Source organism: Pseudomonas sp. Y39-6 (genome assembly GCF_023651955.1).
GTDB lineage: Bacteria > Pseudomonadota > Gammaproteobacteria > Pseudomonadales > Pseudomonadaceae > Aquipseudomonas > Aquipseudomonas veronii.
The window spans coordinates 1,057,259-1,075,351 of record NZ_CP069594.1; the positions used below are offsets into that span (position 1 = coordinate 1,057,259).

Sequence of the window (18,093 nt, forward strand, 5' to 3'; positions counted from 1 at the left end):
CATCAAGGCGCGGGCCTTTTTCCGTTACTCGTGGATGGTGGATAGTAATTTCTGTAAGTTTTTTCCAGAAAGAAGTCGGACCGTTCCTGATTTAAGACATCCCCACAATTGCTCGTACTAGCTCGTTAGCCTCCCCTGAAAAGCAACGGGTTATACCCATGCAGGCAGATTGGGGAGCAAGAAAAATGGATGGTTGGCATTACGTACCGTCATGGAAACAGATTGAAAACCACCTTCTTAGCCCCTTCCCCAGCCACCTACAAACTCAGCACTCTGCCCAAGCACCATTCTGCGGGAACTATGAGCAACACGCGTTCAATCCACGGCTTATCCCGCAACGCCTCAAATTCGTTGACCGAGCGTTCTTTCTCGCCCGTACAAAGACAGTGCGGAACTTGCACGATCGCTTCGCCGATATCGATTTAAATGCCGTTATTGACGACCTGATCAGCACTGTGACCGATATGGCAATGATCCTGGTTGGCGCTGCATTAACCGGAGCGGCTATCGGCGGCGGGATTGGAGCACTGGGTTTTGGCGCAGGTGCGCTCCCTGGTGCGATAGTCGGGGCTAGCCTTGGCGCACAGGCGGGCACTTGGATACTGGCGATTCTTGGACTTCAATCCATCGCCGAGTTTTTTCTAGAGGGTCTGCCCACCATCATTGAGCAGTACTTGCGAGGCATCAAAATCGCTTGGGAAGGTTCTCGAGCGCCGGCAACTGGTGTGTTGGGAGGCATGGGGCCGGGGTGCGAATACGGCAGTGTGCATCATGCTTCTACAGAAATTGCCAGTGCCCACACCGCCGTCATTCTTTTGCTCTTGAGCGCGATTGTCGCCTATCTGACCCGAGGACGGGGCGAGGCCACACTACTCGCCAGCCAAATGAGCAATAGCCGTCGAGGAGGCCGATTAGCGCAATGGATGCTCAAGCATGAAGAACGATTGAAACAGCATCCAGACTTACAGCCGCGGGAGCCACGTAAGGGGGTATTGGGGACACCGGAGCAGTCGACGCCTTCTCGGCGCGCGAATACCGATCAGCCATCACCTAAACCCAAGGTCATGCCGCTCGTCAAAGTACCCTGCTTTAGCGCCGCCAATATGCCTTCTTCAAAGATTCCGGAGTTTGATCGGCAATTGGCAGGACAAGAAAAAGGGCTTAACAATCTGACGGTGGCGGAATATCTTAAAACGCGGGAGGCGTTCAAAGATCGGCTTAGTGTACGTGATCCAAGAGTCGCCAAAGAGGCCCGTATAGACCTTCAAAATAATGTTCAAAGTCAACTATTCGAGAAATTTCGCTCGGAAGGTCTTTCACCCGCTAGCGCTATGTCAAAGGCATCAGAAGTGGCGAGCGAAAAAATGAAAAAATTAGCCGCTCTTCATAATCCGGATCTTTATTCAGGTGGCAAGGATGTTATTGGTGGGTTTGGCGATCGGCAAGTAAATTCAAGTATTGGTGCTCAATGGCGAAGTAGGGTTTATGAGTTGGATAAGGTTGCGGGTAGTATTGCTCAGATGGAGCAGGAGCGTACAAAAATCAATACCCAGTTGAAACGGTGTAAATAGGTGATTTTATGGACGAAGATTTCGATTTTTTTCTAAGTACTTTCGGTCCCGGTTTTGATCGAAGGTCCGTTTCCTCCTCGACCATCGAGCAGTATAGGGGGAAATTGCCTGACCAGCTATTAACCTATTGGGAAGTCTATGGGTGGTGTGGGTATGCAGGCGGTATTTTCTGGAGCGTAAATCCACAAGAGTATGAATCTATTGTCAGTGAATGGCTTAAAGGAACAAAGCTATGGGGCACCGATGTGTACCATGTCATTGCTCGAAGTGCTTTTGGCACTTTGTATTTGTGGGGGGAGCAGTCAGGATACTCTCTAAAAATATCTTCGGTAGATGCTTATTACATTTGTCGAGAGTCAATGTTTACAGGCGATCAGCTTGACTTTGGGGTGCGGTGTTTTTTTAGTGGCTTGACGGTTAAAAGTAACGACTATGAGAATTTGTTTGCTGTCGCAAAAAATAAATTGGGCAGATTGCATGAAGGCGAAATGTACGGATTCACGCCCGCTCTTGCATTAGGCGGTCAACGTACACTTGCGGGGATAGAAAAAGTTGGCGCTGTTGAATATCTGACTTTTCTATCTCAGGTGTCTGAGTTAGAAGAACTGATAGCTCCCAACATATAGCTATGCCGTTTCAGATACATCCAGTGCACAGGATGTATCGTCAATTTCAGAAGTGGCACTTTTGGTCTCACAGGCAAAAAAAGCCCCTCCCGCCAGGCTGATGCGCAACCTGACGGGAAGGGCTGTAGAACGCTGTGTCACCGCGCCCCCCACAGGGGAGTGCGACGCTCGTTTCAGGCGACGAACTGCTCCGCATAGTGGCAAGCCACCTGGCGGTTATCCAACTCCCGCAACTGCGGCTCCTCGCTGCTGCACCGCGCCGTCGCATACGGGCAGCGCTTGTGGAAAGCGCAGCCGGACGGCGGGTTCAGCGGGTTGGGCAGCTCGCCGACGATTTTGATCTTCGGCTTGTTCGGGTCCGGGTGGATGGTCGGTGTGGCCGACAGCAGCGCCTGGGTGTACGGGTGCAGGGGGCGCGCGTAGATGTCGTCCTTGGGGCCGACTTCCACCGGGCGCCCGAGGTACATCACCATCACGTCGTCGGCGACGTGTTGCACCACCGCAAGGTTGTGGGAAATGAACACGTAGGCGGTGTTGAATTCCTGCTGCAGGTCCATGAACAGGTTGAGCACCTGGGCCTGGATCGACACGTCCAGTGCCGAGGTCGGCTCATCCGCCACCAGCACTTTGGGTTGCAGCATCATCGCCCGGGCCAGGGCGATCCGTTGGCGCTGGCCGCCGGAGAACATGTGCGGGTAGCGCTGATAGTGCTCAGGGCGCAGGCCCACCTGCTTCATCATCGCCTGGACCTTTTCGCGGCGTTCGGCGGCGGACAGGTGGGTGTTGATCAGCAGCGGTTCAGCCAGTTGATCGCCGACTTTCTGCCGTGGGTTCAACGAGGCATACGGGCTCTGGAATACCATCTGCACGTCTTTGCGCAATTGCTTGCGCTGCGCCTTGTCGGCGCCGGCGACTTCCTGGCCGGCGATTTTCAACGAGCCCGACGACGGCTCTTCAATCAGCGTCAGCGCACGGGCCAGGGTGGATTTGCCGCAGCCCGACTCGCCCACCACGGCGAGGGTCTTGCCGGCTTCCAGTTCGAAGGACACGCCATTGAGGGCGCGCACGGTGGCGTGGCCCTTGAACAGGCCTCGGGACACTTCGTAGTGACGGGTCAGGTCGCGGGCGGTAAGAACGACGGCCATTACGCCACCTCCTGGTTCAAGGGGTAGAAGCAGCGCGCGAGGCTGTTCGATTTAGGGTCCAGGCCCGGGCGGGTCTGGCGGCAGCTGTCTTGCACGTAGGGGCAACGCGGCGACAGCAGGCAGCCTTGCGGGCGGTCATAACGGCCGGGCACGATGCCGGGCAGCGTGGCCAGGCGCGCGGCACCGAGGCTGTGTTCCGGAATCGCCTTGAGCAGTGCTTCGCTGTAAGGATGCGCCGGAATGTCGAACAGTTGCGGCACCTGGCCGACTTCCACGGCTTGGCCGGCATACATCACACACACGCGCTGGGCGGTTTCCGCGACGACCGCGAGGTCGTGGGTGATCAGCACCAGGCCCATGTTCTGCTCTTTCTGCAGGGCCAGCAGCAGGTCCATGATCTGGGCCTGGATGGTCACGTCCAAGGCGGTGGTCGGTTCGTCGGCGATCAGCAACTTCGGCTCGCCGGCAATCGCCATGGCGATGGCCACGCGTTGGCTCATACCGCCGGACAGTTGGTGCGGGTAGGCATCCATCCGGCTGGCGGCGCCGGGGATCTCGACTTTTTCCAGCAGTTCGATGGCACGCTTGCGCGCTTGCTTGCCGGACATCTTCAGGTGCAGGCGCAGCACTTCTTCGATCTGGAAACCCACGGTGTAGCTGGGGTTCAGCGCGGTCATCGGGTCCTGGAACACCATCGCCAGGTCTTTGCCGACGATCTGCCGACGCTGGCGGTTGCTCAGCTTGAGCATGTCCTTGCCGTCGAAGTTCAAGGCGTCGGCGGTGACGATGCCGGGGTGTTCGATCAGGCCCATCAGCGCCATCATGGTCACGGATTTACCCGAGCCCGACTCGCCCACGATCGCCAGGACTTCGCCTTTGTCGACGCAAATGTCGAGGCCATCGACCACCGGCACGGCGGTCTTGTCGCCGAAGCGCACGTTGAGATTCTTGATTTCTAACAGTGACATGGGAATCTCCTCAGGCGGCGTTCTTGAGTTTCGGGTCCAGCGCGTCGCGCAGGCCGTCGCCCATCAGGTTGATTGCCAGCACGCTGAGCAAAATGGTCAGACCCGGCAGGCTCACGACCCACCAGGCGCGTTCGATGTAGTCACGGGCCGAAGCCAGCATGGTGCCCCACTCCGGCGTTGGCGGTTGTACGCCCAGGCCGAGGAAGCCCAGCGCGGCGGCATCGAGGATCGCCGAAGAGAAACTCAAGGTCGCCTGCACGATCAGCGGCGCCATGCAGTTGGGCAGCACGGTGATGAACATCAGGCGCGGCAGGCCGGCACCGGCGAGGCGGGCGGCGGTCACGTAGTCGCGGTTCAGTTCGCCCATCACCGCAGCGCGGGTCAGACGCACGTAGGACGGCAGCGACACGATGGCGATGGCGATCACCGTGTTGATCAGGCCAGGGCCGAGGATCGCGACAATGGCAACGGCCAGCAGCAGCGATGGCAGGGCCAGCATGATGTCCATCAGGCGCATGATGGTCGGGCCGAGCAGGCGCGGGAAGAACCCGGCGAACAGCCCGAGCAGGATGCCCGGAATCAGCGACATCACCACCGACGACAAACCGATCAGCAGCGACAGGCGCGAGCCTTGGATCAAGCGCGAGAGCAAGTCACGGCCGAGTTCGTCGGTGCCGAGCAGGAACTGGATCTGCCCGCCTTCCAGCCACGACGGCGGGGTCAGCAGGAAGTCGCGATATTGTTCGCTGGGGTTATGCGGCGCCACCCACGGGGCGAACAGCGCGCAGAACACGATCAGCAACATGAACAGCAGGCCGGCAACCGCGCCTTTGTTCTTGGAGAAGGCTTGCCAGAATTCTTTGTACGGCGACGGGTACAGCAGGCTCTGATCGACTGCTGACACTGGAGTAGGTGTGGTCATGGTCATGATCTCAGCGCTGGTGACGGATGCGTGGGTTGACGAAGCCGTAGAGGATATCCACCACGAAATTCACCAGGATCACCAGGCAGGCGATCAGCAGGATGCCGTTTTGCACCACCGGGTAGTCCCGCGCGCCAATGGCTTCGATCAGCCATTTGCCGATGCCGGGCCACGAGAAGATGGTTTCGGTCAATACCGCACCGGCCAGCAGGGTGCCGACTTGCAGGCCGACCACGGTGAGCACCGGGATCAGCGCATTCCGCAGGCCATGCACGAACACCACACGCGCCGGCGACAGGCCTTTGGCCTTGGCGGTGCGGATGTAGTCTTCGCGCAACACTTCGAGCATCGACGAACGGGTCATCCGCGCAATCACCGCCAGCGGGATGGTGCCGAGCACGATGGCCGGCAGGATCAGGTGGTGCAGGGCGTCCCAGAACGCATCTGGCTCGTTGGCCAGCAGGGTGTCGATCAGCATGAAGCCGGTGCGCGGCTCGATGTCGTAGAGCAGGTCGATACGCCCGGAAACCGGGGTCCAGCCCAGGCTCACCGAGAAGAACATGATCAGGATCAGGCCCCACCAGAAGATCGGCATCGAATAGCCCGCGAGGGAGGTGCCCATCACCCCATGGTCGAACAGCGATCCTCGCTTCAAGGCCGCGATCACCCCCGCCAACAGGCCCAGGATACCGGCGAACAACAGGGCGGCCATGGACAGCTCCAGGGTCGCCGGGAAGAGTGCGGTGAACTCGGTCCACACGCTGGTGCGCGTGCGCAGGGATTCGCCAAGGTCGCCTTGGGCCAGCTTGCCGATGTAGTCCAGGTACTGCGCATACAACGGCTTGTTAAGGCCAAGGCGTTCCATTGCCTGTGCGTGCATCTCGGGGTCGACCCGGCGTTCGCCCATCATGACTTCTACGGGGTCGCCTGGAATCATGCGGATCAACGCAAACGTCAGCAACGTGATGCCGAAGAAGGTGGGGATCAATAACCCCAATCGGCGGGCAATAAAACTAAACATCTTGTGGTGTACCTCAATCAGCCGGTTAGGCAGGTTCGACACCGTCAACGTCGACGGTGTCGAGCGTTCTTCTTATTTACTTCACCTGGGTGGTGGCGAAGTTATTGGTCGTCAGTGGGCTTTGGGTATAACCCTCGACGTTTTTGCGCATGGCGGTGAACATTTTCGGATAAGCCATGGGGATCCACGGTTGATCCTTGCCAAAGACGTCCAGTGCTTGTTCATAGAGTGCAGCGCGCTGGGTGGGTTCAGCGATGGCGCGCGCCTTGTCGATCAGGTCCTGAAATTCTTTATTACACCAACGGGCGTAGTTTTCGCCGTTCTTGGCCGCATCGCAACTCAGGTTCGGGGTGAGGAAGTTGTCCGGGTCACCGTTATCGCCGGCCCAGCCTGCAGAGACCATGTCGTGCTCGCCCGCTTTGGCGCGTTTGAGCATCTCGCCCCACTCCATCACCTTGATGTTGACCTTCAGGCCGATCTGGGCCAGGTCCGCTTGCATGCGCTGGGCGCCGAGCATCGGGTTGGGGTTGGTCGGGCCGCCGCCGTTACGGGTGAACAGGGTGAACTCGGTGCCCTCCGGCACGCCGGCTTCCTTGAGCAGGGCGCGGGCCTTGTCGAGGTCGCGTGGCGGGTTTTTCAACGTGTTGTTGAAACCCAGCAAAGTCGGCGGATACGGACCGGTGCCGACAACTGCGTTGCCTTTGCCGTACAGGGCCTCAGTGTAGCCGGCCTTGTCGAACGCGATGTTGATCGCGTGACGCACCCGCGCGTCGCTCATGTATTTGTGGGTGGTGTTCAAGGCAGTGTAGCTGGTGGTCATGGCCGCCAGTTCATCGACTTTCAGGTTCGGGTCTTTCTTGATGCTCGGGATGTCGTCGGGCTTCGGATACAGCGCGATCTGGCATTCGTTGGCCTTGAGCTTCTGCAGGCGCACGTTGTTGTCGGTGGTGATCGCCAGGATCAGCGGGTCGGCTGGCGGCTTGCCGCGGAAGTAGTCCGGGTTGGCCTTGAAGCGCACCTGGGCGTCCTTGGCGTAGCGGGTGAAGATGAACGGGCCGGTGCCGACCGGCTTGGCGTTGAGGTCATCGGTCTTGCCGGACTTGAGCAACTGGTCGGCGTATTCGGCCGAGTGGATCGACGAAAACGCCATGGCCAGGTCGGCCAGGAACGGTGCTTCCGGACGGGTCAGGGTGAAGACCACGGTGTGATCGTCGGTCTTCTCGACGCTCTTGAGCAGTTCCTTGAAGCCCATGCTTTCGAAGTACGGGTAGCCCACGTTGGACTTGGTGTGCCACGGGTGTTTCGGGTCCAGCTGGCGCTGGAAGCTCCAAAGCACGTCGTCGGCGTTCAGGTTGCGCGTGGGTTTGAAATAGTCGGTGGTGTGGAACTTGATGTCGTCACGCAGGTGGAAGGTGTAGGTCAGGCCGTCGGCGCTGATTTGCGGGAGGTCTTTGGCCAGCGCGGGGACCACTTCGGTGGTGCCGGGCTTGAAGTCCACTAGGCGGTTGAACATAGTTTCGGCGGCGGCGTCGGCGGTGACGGCCGTGGTGTACAGGACCGGATCGAAACCTTCCGGGCTGGCTTCGGTGCAGACCACCAGCGGTTTGGCCGAAATGCCGACCGCCACGCTTAACAGCGCAGCGGCAATGGCGGCTTGTAACGGGAGCATGTTCATTCGGAGCCCTCTGCAATCGATGGGACCAGACAAGCGTAGAGGGCGGGCTCGTCCTGAGCCCGCCGTCTACCTGGCGCTGATTAAAGGATGTTGAACGGGATGGTGGTGACCAAACGGAACTCTTTGATGCTGCCGTCGGACTGGAACTCACTGCCACGGTGCTCAACGTAGGTCGCACGAATGGCCGTGGCTTTGAGTGGGCCGCTCTGGATTGCGTAAGAGGCGCCTACACCGTATTCCTGGTGTTTTTCGCCGTCTTGGCTCTGGATGCCGTCATAGGCGAACTTGGCCCGACCACCGTTGCCGGTGTAGTGGGTGCCGTCGATGCCCCAGCCGCGCGCCGAGTAAGCGTTGAACTTCAGGCCTGGCACGCCGTATTCGGCCATGTTGATGGCGTAGGCGATCTGGAAGGACTTTTCGTTCGGGCCGTTGAAGTCCGAGGTCAGGGAGTTGGCCAGGTAGATGCCGTTGGTTTCGTGCAGGTAGTCGAAGTACTCGTTACCGTTCACTTCCTGGTACGCGAAGGTCAGGCTGTGCGCCTGGTGGGTCAGGCCGAGCGACAGCGAGTAGGTGTCGTTGTCGATTTCGCCCATCAACTTTTTGCCTTCGTCGACGGTCTTGTAGTAGTTCAGGCCGGTGGTCAGGCCCAATACCGAGCTATCGCCCAGTTCATGGGTCGCGCCGAAGTAGTACTGGTTCCAGAAGTCTTTGACGTTGGCGGCGAAGATGCTGGTTTTCAGGCTTTTCAGCGGTTGGTAGTTCAGGCCCAGGGTCGACACCTTGTCGGTTTCAGCGCCGTTGCCGTATTCACTGCGGAATTTCGACAGGCTCTGTTCGGTACGTGGCGAAACGCGGTCGAACACGCCGCCCTGGAACGACAGGTTACTGAACTCTTCGCTGTTGAAACTCACCCCTTCGAAGCTCGAAGGCAGCGCACGGTTGCCGATGGTATCGACGATGCCGCTGCTGAAGTTCTGGCGACCGGCGGTCAGGGTGGTGTTGGAGACGCGGAACTGCACGTTGGCCAGGCCCAGTTTGCTCCACTGGTCGACTGCATCGCCGTTGGAGTCGGCCAGGGTACGGTTGGAGCCGCCCTTGATGTCACGCTTGCTGCGGTCCAGGACCAGTGCGTTGTAGACCGCCAATTCGGTCTTGACGCCCACGGTACCCTGGGTGAAACCCGAGCTGGCGTTGAGGATGGTGCCCTGTACCCAGTTGGTACGATTGCGGTCGGTGCGGGTTTCGCCGTGCTTCTTGTACTCGAAGGTGCCCCCACGGTACTTGCTTTCATGGGAGTACCAGTTACGCGTGGTGCCGCCCAGGCTGAAGTCCTCGATAAAACCCTTGGCTTCGCTTTGAGCGCTGGTGCCGGCCAGTGTGGTAGGAACGAAGTCCTGGCTCTGGGTTTCCGCGTAAGCGGTCGCCGTGATGCTGCTGATGGCCAGGGCCAGAAGCGCTGTGCTGCTCAGTTTCATGGGTGAAGCTCCTTTGGTTCTCTTTTTTTATGCCGGTCTTTTAGGTGATCCGGCTATTGGTGTGTAACTCGTTCAAGCATTTGCAAACGTTTGCTGTAGGAAATTTCCCAACAGAAGGCTGCAAGTTTGCCGGAGAGTGTTATCCACTCCCCGCAATCCGGTTATTTTCTTATGGGGTGATACTGACGCCCGAGAACACGTTGCGGCCGAAGGGGCTCACTTGGAAACCTTCGACTTTGGCGCTTAACGGTTGGTTGACCGTCGAGTGGGCGACTGGCGTGATCGGCACCTGCGCTTTGAGCAGTTGCTGTGCCTGTTTGTACAGAACAGTCCGTTGTTCGCGGTCGGTGACGACCTTGGCTTGCTTGATCAGCTTGTCGTATGCCGGGTCGCACCACATGGAGTAGTTGTTCCCGCCGATGGCGTCGCAGCTGTAGAGGGTGCCCAACCAGTTGTCCGGGTCGCCGTTGTCGCCGGTCCAGCCGATCAGGCTGATATCGTGCTCACCGTTCTTGGTGCGCTTGATGTACTCGCCCCACTCGTAGCTGACGATCTTGACCTTGAGGCCGATCTTGGCCCAGTCGTTCTGCAGCATCTCGGCCATCAGCTTGGCGTTGGGGTTGTACGGCCGTTGTACCGGCATCGCCCACAGGGTGATCTCGGTGCCTTCCTTCACGCCGGCGGCCTTGAGCAGTTCCTTGGCTTTTTCCGGGTTGTAGGCGGCGTCTTTGATGCTGTCGTCGTAAGACCACTGCGTCGGTGGCATGGCGTTGACCGCCAGTTGCCCCGCGCCCTGGTACACGGCGTTGAGGATGCTCTGCTTGTTCACCGCCATGTCCAGCGCCTGGCGCACTTCGAGCTGGTCGAACGGTTTGTGGCGCACGTTGTAGGCGATGTAGCCGAGGTTGAAACCTGGCTTGGTCAGCAGTTGCAGCTTGGGGTCGGCCTTGAGAGCGTCGACATCCGCCGGACGCGGATGCAGGGTGATCTGGCATTCGCCGGCCTTGAGCTTTTGCACGCGCACCGACGCGTCGGTGTTGATGGCGAAGATCAACTGGTCGAGCTTGACCCGGCTCGGGTCCCAGTACTGTTTGTTGCCGGCGTAACGGATCTGCGAGTCTTTCTGGTAGCGCTGGAAGACGAACGGGCCAGTGCCGATCGGCTTCTGGTTGATGTCGCTGGGCTTGCCCTGCTTGAGCAACTGCTCGGCGTATTCGGCCGACAGAATGGAGGCAAAGCTCATGGCGATATTTTGCACGAACGCCGCGTCGACCGTGTTCAGTGTCATCACCACGGTGTGCGGGTCGGTTTTCTCGACCTTGGCGATGTTCTTGTTCAGGCTCATCCCGTTGAAGTACGGAAACTCGGTGGGGTAGGCCTTGCGAAATGGATGGTCGGGGTCAAGCATGCGGTTGAAAGTGAACAACACGTCGTCGGCGTTGAAGTCCCGCGTGGGCTTGAACTCTTTATTGCTGTGGAATTTCACCCCTTCGCGCAGGTGGAAGGTGTAGGTCAGGCCATCTGGCGAAATATCCCACTTGGTTGCCAGCCCCGGTACGACGCTGGTCGCGCCCTTTTCAAACTCAACCAGGCGGTTGTACAGCGGCTCGGCCGCATCGTTGTCGGTGGCGGTGGTGTACTGCGCGGTGTCAAAGCCCGCCGGGCTGCCTTCAGAGCAAAACACCAGGCTCTTTTTTTCGGCGGCGTGGCCCATCGTGGCCACAGCCAGCAGGCTGGTGCCAAAAATTGCGGATAGAACGGTGGTATGGCGCATGACGATCCCGATCCTTGTTTGTAGTTGTCATCAGCGAGCAATCCCCCCGGCATACGGCCAGGGGGACATCACTGATTCCACGCACAGCAAGTGCCCATCAGATTGGAGCCTCTGCTGTCCTACGACGTTAGGGGTCGAGGACTTCGCAGTAAATGCGCAAAATCTGACTGACCTTGTAGGCAACGGAGCCGCGAATCGAAGTTCATTGCCGTAGGACGGCAGCGAGCGCGAATGTGGTCTGTTTCCTACTGGCCTGGCGGATGCAATAACGGCGACGTTATGAAACGTCGCCGCCATCGTTCCTTACTTGCCGCTCACGCTCACGCCGTAGAACGAGTTCAGGCCAAACGGGCTGATCTTGAAGTCCTGTACGGTGTTGCGCATGGGTTGATACACCGTCGAGTGCGCGATAGGTGTCATCGGGACTGCATCTTTGAGGATGTGTTGCGCCTGCTTATACAGCTCGGTGCGTTTGGCGACATCCGAGGTGGCCTTGGCTTCTTTCACGATGCCGTCGAATTTCTTGTCGCACCATTTGGAGAAGTTGTTACCGGACAGCGAGTCGCAGCCGAACAGCACGTTCAGCCAGTTGTCCGGGTCCCCATTGTCGCCGCTCCAGCCAATGATCATGGCCTGGTTCTCGCCGCCTTTGGAACGCTTGATGTACTCGCCCCATTCGTAGCTGACGATGTTGACCTTCAGGCCGATCTGTTTCCAGTCGTTCTGCAGCATCTCGGCCATCAGCTTGGCGTTCGGGTTGTACGGACGCTGGACCGGCATGGCCCACAGGGTGATCTCGGTGCCGTCCTTGATCCCGGCTTCCTTGAGCAGTTCCTTGGCTTTGGCCACGTCGTGCGGGGCATCTTTGATGGTGGTGTCGTAGGACCACTGGGTCGGCGGCATGGCGTTGACCGCCAATTGGCCCGCGCCCTGGTACACCGAGTCGATGATCTGCTGCTTGTTCACCGCCATGTCCAGCGCCTGGCGCACGCGCAGGTCGGACAGCGGGTTAGGCGCGGTCTGGCCCTTGAGCACCGGCATGACGTTGTAGGCGATGTAGCCCAGGTTGAAACCGGCCTGGTGCGGCAGTTTCAAGTCCTTGTCGTCGCCCAGTGCCTTGAGGTCGGCCGGACGGGGGAACAGGGTGATCTGGCATTCGTTTTTCTTGAGCTTCTGGATACGCACCGACGGGTCGGTGGTGATGGCGAAGATCAGGTTGTCGATCTTCACGTCTTCAGGTTTCCAGTAGTCCTTGTTGCCGGTGTAACGAATGTTCGAGTCTTTCTGGTAGCTCTTGAACACGAACGGGCCGGTGCCGACAGGTTTCTGGTTGATGTCCTGCGGCGTGCCGTTTTTCAGCAGTTGCGCGGCGTACTCGGCCGACTGGATCGACGCGAAGCTCATCGCCAGGTTCTGGATGAAGGCGGCGTCCACGGTGCCAAGGGTGAACTTGACGGTGTGGGCATCGACTTTCTCGATGTTCTTGATGTTGGTGTCCATCCCCATGTCCGTGAAGTACGGGAACTCGGTGGGGTAGGCCTTACGGAACGGATCGTCTTTGTTGATCATCCGGTTGAAGGTGAACAGTACGTCGTCGGCCGAGAACTCGCGAGTGGGCTTGAAGTACGGGGTGGTGTGGAACTTGACGCCTTCGCGCAGGTGGAAGGTGTACGTCAGGCCATCCGGGGACACGTCCCAGCTGGTGGCCAGGCCAGGAACGACGGCGGTGCCGCCACGTTCGAACTGGCTCAGACGGTTGAACATGGTTTCGGCCGAAGCATCGAAGTCTGTTCCGGTGGTGTACTGGCCTGGATCAAAACCGGCCGGGCTCCCTTCGGAGCAGAACACCAGGTTAGTCGCCGCTTGGGCGAAAGGCGCTGCGGCCATAAGGCCAGCGCTAACAAGTAACGGAATGACTGCGTGTTTAAGCATGTTGGCCTCATGATTTGTTGTCATTTTTGGTAGTGAGGGCGACCTCGTGAGTCGGCCTGCGGATACTTATGCAGGGGCCATACCCATTGCAAGATGCTGAACGGTTGCAAGGATGAAAGAGTGGTACGAACGTACAAGAATGTCGCAAATATGAAAGTTTCGACATAAATGCGTACATTTGGAGGGCTTTTTCGGTGCCGCATGAGCACCAAAAAGGCCCAATCGAGGCGTGTTATGCACTCGATTGGGGCGTTGCTGTTACTTATCGAGACTCACGCCGTAGAACGGCGTCAGGCCAAAGGGGCTGATTTTGAAGTCCCGCACTTCCTTGCGAAGCGGCTGGAAAACCGTCGAGTTCGCAATAGGCGTTATAGGTACTTGTTCTTTAAGGATTTTTTGTGCCTGCTGATACCACTTGATACGCTGCTCGCGGTCGCTGCTGACCTTGGCCTGTTGCACCAGCTTGTCGTAGGCCGGGTTACACCATTTGGCGTAGTTGCTGCCCTTCACCGCGGCACAGCTGTAGAGCACGCCGAGCCAGTTATCCGGGTCGCCGTTGTCGCCGGTCCAGCCATAAATCATCGCATCGTGCTCGCCATTCTTGGCGCGCTTGATGTATTCGCCCCACTCATAGCTGACGATGTTGGCCTTGATGCCGATGTTGGCCCAATCCTGTTGGATCATTTGTGCCGACATTCGCGCATTCGGATTGGACGCGCGTTGTACGGTCATCGCCCACAAGTTGATGGTCGTACCGGGTGCAACCCCTGCTTCTTTTAGTAGCGCCCGCGCTTTGGCCGGGTCGAAGGGGGCATCCTTGATCGTCGGGTCATAAGACCACTGCGCCGGAGGCAATGCGTTCTGCGCCAGTTGCCCGGCGCTCTGGTACACGGCCTTGATGATCGCCGGTTTATCGATGGCCATGTCCAGGGCCTGGCGCACCTTGAGTTGATCCAGCGGCGGATGCGTCACGTTGTAGGCCAGGAAACCCAGGTTGAATCCTGCTTGCTGCAACACGCGCAGGTTGGGGTCTTGTTTCATCACCTCGATGTCGGCAGGGCGCGGGTAACCGCTGACCTGGCATTCGCCGGCCTTGAGTTTCTGCAGGCGCGACGCGGCGTCCGGGGTGATCGCGAACACCAGGTTGTCGAGCTTCACATCCTCGGGTTTCCAATACTGTTTATTGGCGACGTAGCGAATCTGCGAGTCCTTTTGGTAACGCTTGAACACAAAAGGCCCGGTGCCCACCGGTTTTTGGTTGATGTCTGCGGCGTTGCCGGTCTTCAGCAGTTGCGCGGCGTACTCGGCCGATTGCACTGAGGCGAAACTCATTGCCAGGTTCTGTACGAACGAGGCATCGACGTTGTTCAGGCTGAAGCGCACGGTGTGCTCGTCCAGTTTGTCGACGCTTTTGATCGTGGTGTTCAAACCCATGTCGGTGAAATACGGCGACTCGGACGGGTAGGCTTTGCGAAACGGGCTGTCGGCATCCAGCAGGCGGTTGAAGGTGAACAACACGTCATCGGCGTTGAAGTCGCGGGTGGGCGTGAAGAAATCGGTGGTGTGGAACTTGACGCCGTCACGCAGATGGAAGGTGTACGTCAGGCCGTCGTTGGAGACCTCCCAACGGGTCGCCAGCCCGGGTTCGACCTCGGTGCCGCCGCGCTTGAACTGGGTCAGGCGGTTGAACACGGTTTCGGCGGAGGCATCGAAATCGGTGCCGCTGGTGTACTGGCTGGGGTCGAAGCCGGCGGGGCTGGCTTCGGAGCAGTAGACCAGGGTGCTGGCCGCCTGGGCCATGGGCATAAAGGCCAGCAGGCCGGCAGCGAGGAGCAGCGGTTTGAAGATGGTTCTTTCCATGGAGACCCCTGAAGTGGCGGCATATGGCTGCCCAAACGAAAACGACGGTCCCCGAGGTTACCGCCGTTCAGGTTTATCAGGTAGGGGCTCACTTATATATGTGTTGGCGTCGACACTTCAATCAGGGTTGGCGCGGACGGGGCGATGGTGTAAGTGTCACCACTCAGTTCATTACTTTCACGTATCGTGAATGCCCGCGTGCTGGTGATATCCAAGTCTCGATTAGGTACTGTGCCGTCTTCGGTTCTGAGTTTAAGAACCCATTTGGTCGTGGCCTTGACAGTGTGCGTATTCAGTGAGGGATCATACTCTATGATGAAATGTTTTTGACCTGCCGAAACACCGTAGTTGTCTTTAAGCTGCGGTGGCATTAATTCCAGATAGGCTGGATGCGTGGCGCCTTGGTGAGCCACCTCTGAAATACGCGCTCTCAGATCAGCGTCGGGAATAGTCTCTTCAAGTACGGCCAGCCTGCTTTGTATGGTTTCATGTGCTTCGTCTCCCCTGAAATCAAGTTCGGTTCGAACGGTATGACCATTCTGTCTTTTTATGATGGAATAAGTTTCTCGGTTCAAGTCGGGCGCAAAACTTTCGGAGTATCCAGTGTCAGGTTTGGCTCTCTCTCCTTCGGTGACGGCGAAATTACCGTCATCGATTGTCCAGGAAACAGACAGCTTTCTTTTTATGTTTGAGCCTTCTTCGTACACGTCGTCGTAGAATCGGTAGTTTTTGCTTTCGTCCAGGTTCAAGTAGTCGTCAAACTTCTCGGCGCCGAGAATTTTCGAGCCCTTATCATCAACAAAGCGCTCTGAGAACTTGGGGGTGGATGTTGATTCGGTGCTGGGGGTTGGCGAAGGCGAGCGCTGCCATGGCCATTTCACTCCGCCATCGCCACTCGCGGACTTCCACTGCCCAGCACCTGCAGCATGGACCGTCAGCACGGGTTTGCGAGTGCCTGGGTTAATGACTTGAACATAATTGTCGCTGAGTTTGAAATCGCTTCTGATCTCATACACGTTGCTCGAACCTGTGCCGTCGGTATAGCGGATAAACCATTGATCCTCACCGCTGGTTTCATTCTTGACCTGATAAATACCTTTCGCATTGGGTTGGATATGTTCAATGAGTTGCTCACCGTTCGGCATTGCATGCTCGCTGATATTCTCCGATTCGCTGGGGCGCAACAAGTTGACCTCAGGCTCTAGAGTATGGGAACGCGGAACTTCAGCGTCATTGCTCGATACCTTGGGGGTTCGCACCAAATCAATGTCGTTCGAACGCTCGTTATATTCCCAGCTGTAGCGTTCAACGACCGGGGTCTTACCTAAACCAGACTCCAGCCCTATTGTCGCAAGTTCGTGTCCCAGTTGCAGAGTTGATATCACCGCTGCGGCAGTGCCGCCAACCCGATCATTGGCGGTCATGCCATAGATCGAGTCATGGGCGCCGAAAAAAATATTGCCTGCGTTGCCGACGACGGGGATATAACCGAAAGTATTACCCCAAAAGTCCTTCGCAGCCTTCCAGCTTTGTTGCGTGGAACCAAACACCTCAGTTTGGTCGGACCATACTGAATTGTTTGTGTTCACCTCTTGGTATTTACCTGCAAGACCCGAATCCAGATTGCCGTATTTCAACCGGTAATCGCCACCTCGCGATTCGGTATAGTTGAATGTCTCTGCCACTGGCACGGCTTTATCGGCGAATACACTGGAATACCCTGGGTAGGTTGCATGAGGGTCGACAATCAAATTGTTGAGTACGTCCCCCGCCTTGGGCCAATGTGCATCTGTGCCGCCTTGCCGGTCGCTGGCGTTGAAACTGCGCTGCACATTTTCCCGGTTGTCTTTTGCCCAGTTGGCAAAATCCGCATCGCCGTGTATTTCACGAACTGCGCCGTTCTTCAAATCAAGCATCAAACCCTTGTTGGGCCGATGCTCATAATTGCCGTCAAAAGGGGTATGAGGAATAAATGCATAGCCTGCCAGTGGATAGCCGTAGATGTTGGGAATAATGACTTGTGCATTATTTTCTAATGTACGCTTTACGGCCGCTTGGCTGGCAGGCGTGAGTTTTTCAAAACTGTCTTTATTATTCGTCAGGCTCTGCAAGGTGCCCCGTACAACATAGGCGTCTGCTTTCCCTGAACGTATCGCCAGTGCTCCCGACTCGTGGCTCATGGGCTTGGCTATTTCATGTGTCCAATGATTTTGAAGATTCTGCCCGTGCAATTCCAAGTCGGCGACCTTGCTGCGGTCTTGTGGCTCGATCTCCATGAACTGGAAGTTGAGCGGGCCTCCTCGCTGCACTTTGTCGTGCGCAAAAGCACCCGCCGCGATTTCCCATGCAAAGTAAGTGCGTTTTTCGGTGTCGGTCAGCACCTCGGGTTTTCCGACCCCTTTGTAGGAGGTGAACGTCACTGTGATTTTTTCATGCGGGTCGTACCCGGCCGCCATTAACCCTCCGCTAAAGTAACCGGCAGGTTCGAGGAACTGGCGAGTCTTCTGAAATTTGATGTTGCGTTCGCCTTCGTTACCACGTTCTATCGTATTTGTCTGTGTGACGACGCGCCCGGCATAGGCATCAATGCGCTGCGTGCGCTCCCGCTGCGTATAGCTCGCCGTTGGTGGAGAAGGGGAGACTGATCCAAAAATGACTTGCTTGGAAAAATCAAATTCGTTTTCAGGCGTAGGACCTTTAATCGGTGTGTCGCCCGCTGAAACGCCAAGCGTTCCCTGAGGCGTATTAGTTTGTGACGAAGTTGAGGTCTCAACTTCTCGTTTTTGACGATTATGTACAGGAGTAGGCGGGATAAACGGAGCGTTGGTAGTGACGGCAAGTGGCGGTAGGGATGACGGACACATATTTATTCTCGGCTGATTTTATTCATGAGTTTCATGAGGTTAATTATCTGGCGCGAAGCAATAGCATTCGATACGCGACACTGCTTTATGGCGCCTTTCAGTGGTTTGGTTTTTCTCTAAGTGCTGTTGAGTTACATGAGTGCTGTAGGGCGGCGGATGAAGCCTTTATAACTGGGTGGCGGCATGGCTACTAAAGGTTCCCATGCCTGCTTTATGCTCTGTGACGTAACGACAGTAGCTTTGTGGGGTGCCTACAACTT

At 57.4% G+C, this 18,093-nt stretch carries 12 protein-coding genes; 2 read left to right on the top strand and 10 right to left on the bottom strand.

Annotation, left to right across the window (positions count from 1 at the left end; genetic code table 11):
• Positions 1 to 158: 158 nt before the first annotated feature.
• Both JN756_RS04765 and JN756_RS04770 read left to right on the top strand, forming a co-directional pair.
• Complete coding sequence (locus tag JN756_RS04765) at positions 159 to 1,571, top strand: DUF6861 domain-containing protein (protein ID WP_236255081.1); 1,413 nt, start codon at positions 159 to 161, stop codon at positions 1,569 to 1,571.
• 8 nt (positions 1,572 to 1,579) lie between these two features.
• Positions 1,580 to 2,197, top strand: a complete 618-nt coding sequence (locus tag JN756_RS04770) for a GAD-like domain-containing protein (RefSeq protein ID WP_108525359.1) — start codon at positions 1,580 to 1,582, stop codon at positions 2,195 to 2,197.
• Between the two features lie 173 nt (positions 2,198 to 2,370).
• On the opposite strand, the gene JN756_RS04775 is transcribed toward JN756_RS04770, so the two are convergent.
• The 10 genes from JN756_RS04775 to JN756_RS04820 all read right to left on the bottom strand — a co-directional run bounded on the left by JN756_RS04775 (position 2,371) and on the right by JN756_RS04820 (position 17,833).
• Positions 2,371 to 3,342: a peptide ABC transporter ATP-binding protein gene (locus JN756_RS04775; RefSeq protein ID WP_201021897.1), complete on the bottom strand. Its 972-nt coding sequence runs from the start codon at positions 3,340 to 3,342 to the stop codon at positions 2,371 to 2,373.
• On the bottom strand, positions 3,342 to 4,310 hold the full coding sequence (locus JN756_RS04780; protein WP_046488134.1) for an ABC transporter ATP-binding protein: 969 nt from the start codon (positions 4,308 to 4,310) through the stop codon (positions 3,342 to 3,344). Before JN756_RS04780 ends, JN756_RS04775 begins: the two co-directional genes overlap by 1 nt.
• 10 nt (positions 4,311 to 4,320) lie before the next feature.
• A complete protein-coding gene (locus JN756_RS04785) occupies positions 4,321 to 5,232 on the bottom strand; it encodes an ABC transporter permease subunit (protein ID WP_026139829.1) in 912 nt (303 codons plus the stop codon).
• Positions 5,233 to 5,242: 10 nt separating this feature from the next.
• A complete protein-coding gene (locus JN756_RS04790; protein ID WP_201021898.1) occupies positions 5,243 to 6,253 on the bottom strand; it encodes an ABC transporter permease subunit in 1,011 nt (336 codons plus the stop codon).
• A 76-nt stretch (positions 6,254 to 6,329) separates the two neighbouring features.
• On the bottom strand, positions 6,330 to 7,928 hold the full coding sequence (locus tag JN756_RS04795; RefSeq protein ID WP_177031524.1) for an ABC transporter substrate-binding protein: 1,599 nt from the start codon (positions 7,926 to 7,928) through the stop codon (positions 6,330 to 6,332).
• Between the two features lie 80 nt (positions 7,929 to 8,008).
• On the bottom strand, positions 8,009 to 9,403 hold the full coding sequence (locus JN756_RS04800) for an OprD family outer membrane porin (RefSeq protein WP_126587524.1): 1,395 nt from the start codon (positions 9,401 to 9,403) through the stop codon (positions 8,009 to 8,011).
• Positions 9,404 to 9,572: 169 nt separating this feature from the next.
• The gene (locus tag JN756_RS04805; RefSeq protein ID WP_371928142.1) at positions 9,573 to 11,117 is read right to left on the bottom strand and encodes an ABC transporter substrate-binding protein; all 1,545 of its coding nucleotides are present in this window, start codon (positions 11,115 to 11,117) and stop codon (positions 9,573 to 9,575) included.
• 363 nt (positions 11,118 to 11,480) lie between these two features.
• Positions 11,481 to 13,109, bottom strand: a complete 1,629-nt coding sequence (locus JN756_RS04810) for an ABC transporter substrate-binding protein (protein ID WP_046384706.1) — start codon at positions 13,107 to 13,109, stop codon at positions 11,481 to 11,483.
• Between the two features lie 258 nt (positions 13,110 to 13,367).
• Positions 13,368 to 14,969 carry an ABC transporter substrate-binding protein gene (locus tag JN756_RS04815; protein ID WP_046384705.1) on the bottom strand — a complete coding sequence of 534 codons (1,602 nt, stop codon included), beginning with the start codon at positions 14,967 to 14,969 and terminating at the stop codon, positions 13,368 to 13,370.
• A 92-nt stretch (positions 14,970 to 15,061) separates the two neighbouring features.
• Positions 15,062 to 17,833, bottom strand: coding sequence for a hypothetical protein (locus tag JN756_RS04820; RefSeq protein ID WP_236255082.1), 2,772 nt, complete (start codon positions 17,831 to 17,833; stop codon positions 15,062 to 15,064).
• Positions 17,834 to 18,093: the final 260 nt, after the last annotated feature.